At 35.0% G+C, this 3594-nt stretch carries 2 protein-coding genes; both read left to right on the top strand.

Annotated elements, in window-relative coordinates:
* Positions 1-254 precede the first annotated feature (254 nt).
* Complete coding sequence (locus U9P79_05180; GenBank protein ID MEA2104021.1) at positions 255-1100, top strand: metallophosphoesterase; 846 nt, start codon at positions 255-257, stop codon at positions 1098-1100.
* 92 nt (positions 1101-1192) lie between these two features.
* On the top strand, positions 1193-3082 hold the full coding sequence (gene mutL, locus U9P79_05175) for a DNA mismatch repair endonuclease MutL (GenBank protein ID MEA2104020.1): 1890 nt from the start codon (positions 1193-1195) through the stop codon (positions 3080-3082).
* Positions 3083-3594: the final 512 nt, after the last annotated feature.

The raw sequence follows: 3594 nt of genomic DNA, 5'->3' as shown, positions 1-3594 counted from the left end.
ATACCCGTGATATTTTTCTTATTTTTGGAGTAAAATATCCGTGATATTTTTCTTATTTTGGGAGTAAAATACCCGTGATATTTTTCTTATTTTTGGAGTAAAATATCCGTGATATTTTTCTTATTTTGGGAGTAAAATACCCGTGATATTTTTCTTATTTTTGGAGTAAAATATCCGTGATATTTTTCTTATTTTATGAACTCTTTGTGTAATTAAGTGTCAAAAAAAAATCACCAATGAATTCGTGTTTTTTTGTGTCTGACCTCCACGGGCATATAGATCGATATGAAAAACTTTTCAATGAAATACGCATTGAAAAACCAAAAATTGTTTTTCTTGGTGGCGATCTGCTTCCCTCTGGTTTTATTGCAAATCGGTCAATAGATATTGCGCACAAGGATTTTATTAATGATTTTTTGGTAAACAATTTCAAAATATTGCAATCTGAATTAGGACAAGAATACCCAAAAGTCTTTTTAATATTGGGAAATGATGACCCGAGAGTTCGAGAAGCTGCCATAATTCAAGCAGCAAGTAGCGGAGTCTGGACTTATATTCATAACAGAAATATCAAGTATAACCAATTCGATATTTTTGGATATTCTTACGTTCCCCCCACTCCATTTTTGTTGAAAGATTGGGAAAAATATGATGTATCCCGATTTTTAGATGTTGGTTGTGTTGCTCCCACAGAGGGCTATCGTTCATTTCCCGTTTCGGAGCAGGAAAAAGGTTATTCCACGATTCAAGACGATCTCAAAAAAATGACCGCTGAAAAGGATCTGCACAATTCCATTTTTCTATTCCACGCTCCCCCATACCAAACTTATCTTGATAGAGCCGCTTTAGACGGCAAAGTTATTGATTATGTTCCCTTAGACGTACACGTGGGAAGCATTGCGATAAAAAGGTTTATTGAGCAAAAACAACCTTTGATAACTTTGCACGGACATATACATGAATCAGCGTTTATTACCGGCAAATGGAGACAAAAAATCGGCAGAACATTTCTTTTCTCGGCTGCCCATCACAAACATGAACTTGCCATCGTAAAATTTGACCTAACAAATCCGTCAAGAGCCGAAAGAGTTTTGATTTAAACGGACTCATCTTGATTTCATCATTTTCAATATCCTTGACTAGTTTTAGTAACAAACAATTTTTTTTCACAAGCAAATAAAATTGAAATATCATGAAAAGAATCAGACTTTTAGACGAAAAAGTAATTAACCACATTGCTGCTGGTGAGATCATCGAGCGTCCGGCTTCAATTGTAAAAGAGTTAATGGAAAATTCTCTTGATGCGAATGCCAACAGCATATCCGTTATCGTGGAAAATGGCGGAAAAAAACTGATCGAAGTTATTGATAACGGGAGTGGAATGAGCGAAGATGATGCTCTTCTGTGCTTGGAAAGACATGCAACGAGCAAAATTTATAGTTTAAAGGATATCAACGATATTGCTACTCTCGGTTTTCGCGGGGAAGCAATTCCCAGTATCGCTCAAGTTTCCAGCATGGAGATAACTTCCCTGCCACAGAATAACAAAAATCAGCCAGCGACTAATATTAAAATTTTCTACGGCAATATTAACGATGTAACCAAAACAGCAGGCAATCCGGGAACCAGAATCAAAGTAAAAAATTTGTTTAATCGAGTTCCAGCCCGAAAAAAATTCCTCAAAACCGCAAGAACAGAATTCCGGCATATATTAAATCTATTTCAGAATATCGCCTGCATCAATCCGGAAGTTTCTTTCATACTTATCCACAATAATCGCGAAACATTAAACTATCCAAAAGTAAATTTGTTGGAAAAACGAATTGCTCAGATCTTTGGCGATGAATTTTTCCAGAGTAATATTGTTCCGATTCAGGAAACAAATCCACAAATTGAGATCCATGGTTTTCTCGGTTCTTTTAGAGGGAACATTTTTGAGCATAATGTTCACAAAATATTTATTAATAATCGAGCAATTAACGATCGTTTCGTTTATAGTGCAATAAAAATGGCTTTCGAACCGTTCACAAAAAAACGACTTAATAAAAACGAAATTCCATTATACATTATTTTTCTAAATATTACACCTGATAAAATTGATTTCAACGTTTCCCCCACAAAAAATGAAGTCCGTTTTATTAATTCAAATTTCGTCTTCAACTTTGTAAAAAATTCAGTTCGAGACGCTCTCCTAAATCATGAAAAGCAGAATATTCAGGAAAACTCCCCTACCCAAACTTCTTTTGAAAAGCCGAATTTTTCCGATAGATTCTCAGAAAAAACAAATACACATTCCAGCCAATCAAATTCCGTCAATGCTTTTCATAAGGAAAAAGAAAGATTCTCAGACCACAAAACTGAAATGGACAATCTTTTTCTTACAAGGAAAAGTCAGAATTCGGATAAAACTGATTTTGTAACTAATAAAAAGGATGTGCAATTAGTCTCGTTCTTTGATGAAAAAATAGTGAAAAACAAAAACAAAATCGTGGAAACCGAAATGATAAATCCCTGGCAACTCGGTGAATCGTTTATAATGGTAGAGCAAAAAAGCGGCGTAATGATAATTGATCAGCACGCAGCCCATGAACGAGTTTTATATGAAAAAATCAAAGAATATTTTGAGAAAAAGAGGAAGGATTCTGACTGCCAACGACTTCTCTTTCCGCTTGTGATTGATCTCCCGAAATATCTTCAGCAATTCATTCCGGAACTCATAGACGAGCACCATGATTTATTCGTTCAAGCTGGTTTTCAGTTGAAAGTCTTTAGCGGAAATTCTGTAGTTGTTGATGGAATTCCTGCCTATCTAAAAAATTGGGATAATGGCGAAATACTCCTAAATATTTTTAAATATCTCGAACAGGAATATCAGCCGAAAATGGATTTTAAGGACAAACTTGCCCAATCAATGGCATGTCACGCAGCCATCAAAATAAATCACAAACTTTCCAAAAAAGAGATGCTTGAATTGATAAACCAATTATTCGCTTGCAATAATCCCTTTGTCTGTCCGCATGGCAGACCCACGATAATTGATATTACTTTCGAAGAACTTTATAAAAGATTTAAAAGAACTTAGAAAATTGATTTAATTTTATTAGAGATTAAATAATTGCCAGAAGTTTGTCAATCGCACCTTCGATCAAGTTCGCATCCCCCCATTTTTTTACAAGAATGCATCTAAAAAAAACCGAGTTATTTGAGGGCATTTTGTCTGGATTTATTCGTCAGTCTTTTTGGACAAAGATGTTATGCTAAGGATTTATCCGCCAGTTGGCGGATCGAGCATTTTCTTCTTTATTGACTACCGATTTTTGGAGAATGTGTGCGAGGGGGTAAACCCCCACGCTAAATCGAAAAAACTATTATGAATAATACTCATTACATAGCAGCCATTTTTTTCAGCCGGATTTATCCGGCTTTATTCGATTCAGCGTGGGCATTTATGCCCTCGCAGAAAGGATAAAATCTGAATAACCTCAGTGTCAGTGAACAATATTCATTTTCAACCTATAAATTTAGAACTTCTACATCACCCATCTCATTTTCATTCTATTTAATTGATCCACTTTTATTTTACCTTTTTGTGAA

The organism is Candidatus Cloacimonadota bacterium (genome assembly GCA_034661015.1).
GTDB lineage: Bacteria > Cloacimonadota > Cloacimonadia > JGIOTU-2 > JGIOTU-2 > JAYEKN01.
The sequence above is the reverse complement of the archived record's forward strand: the minus strand, read 5'-3'. Positions and strand labels throughout refer to the sequence as shown.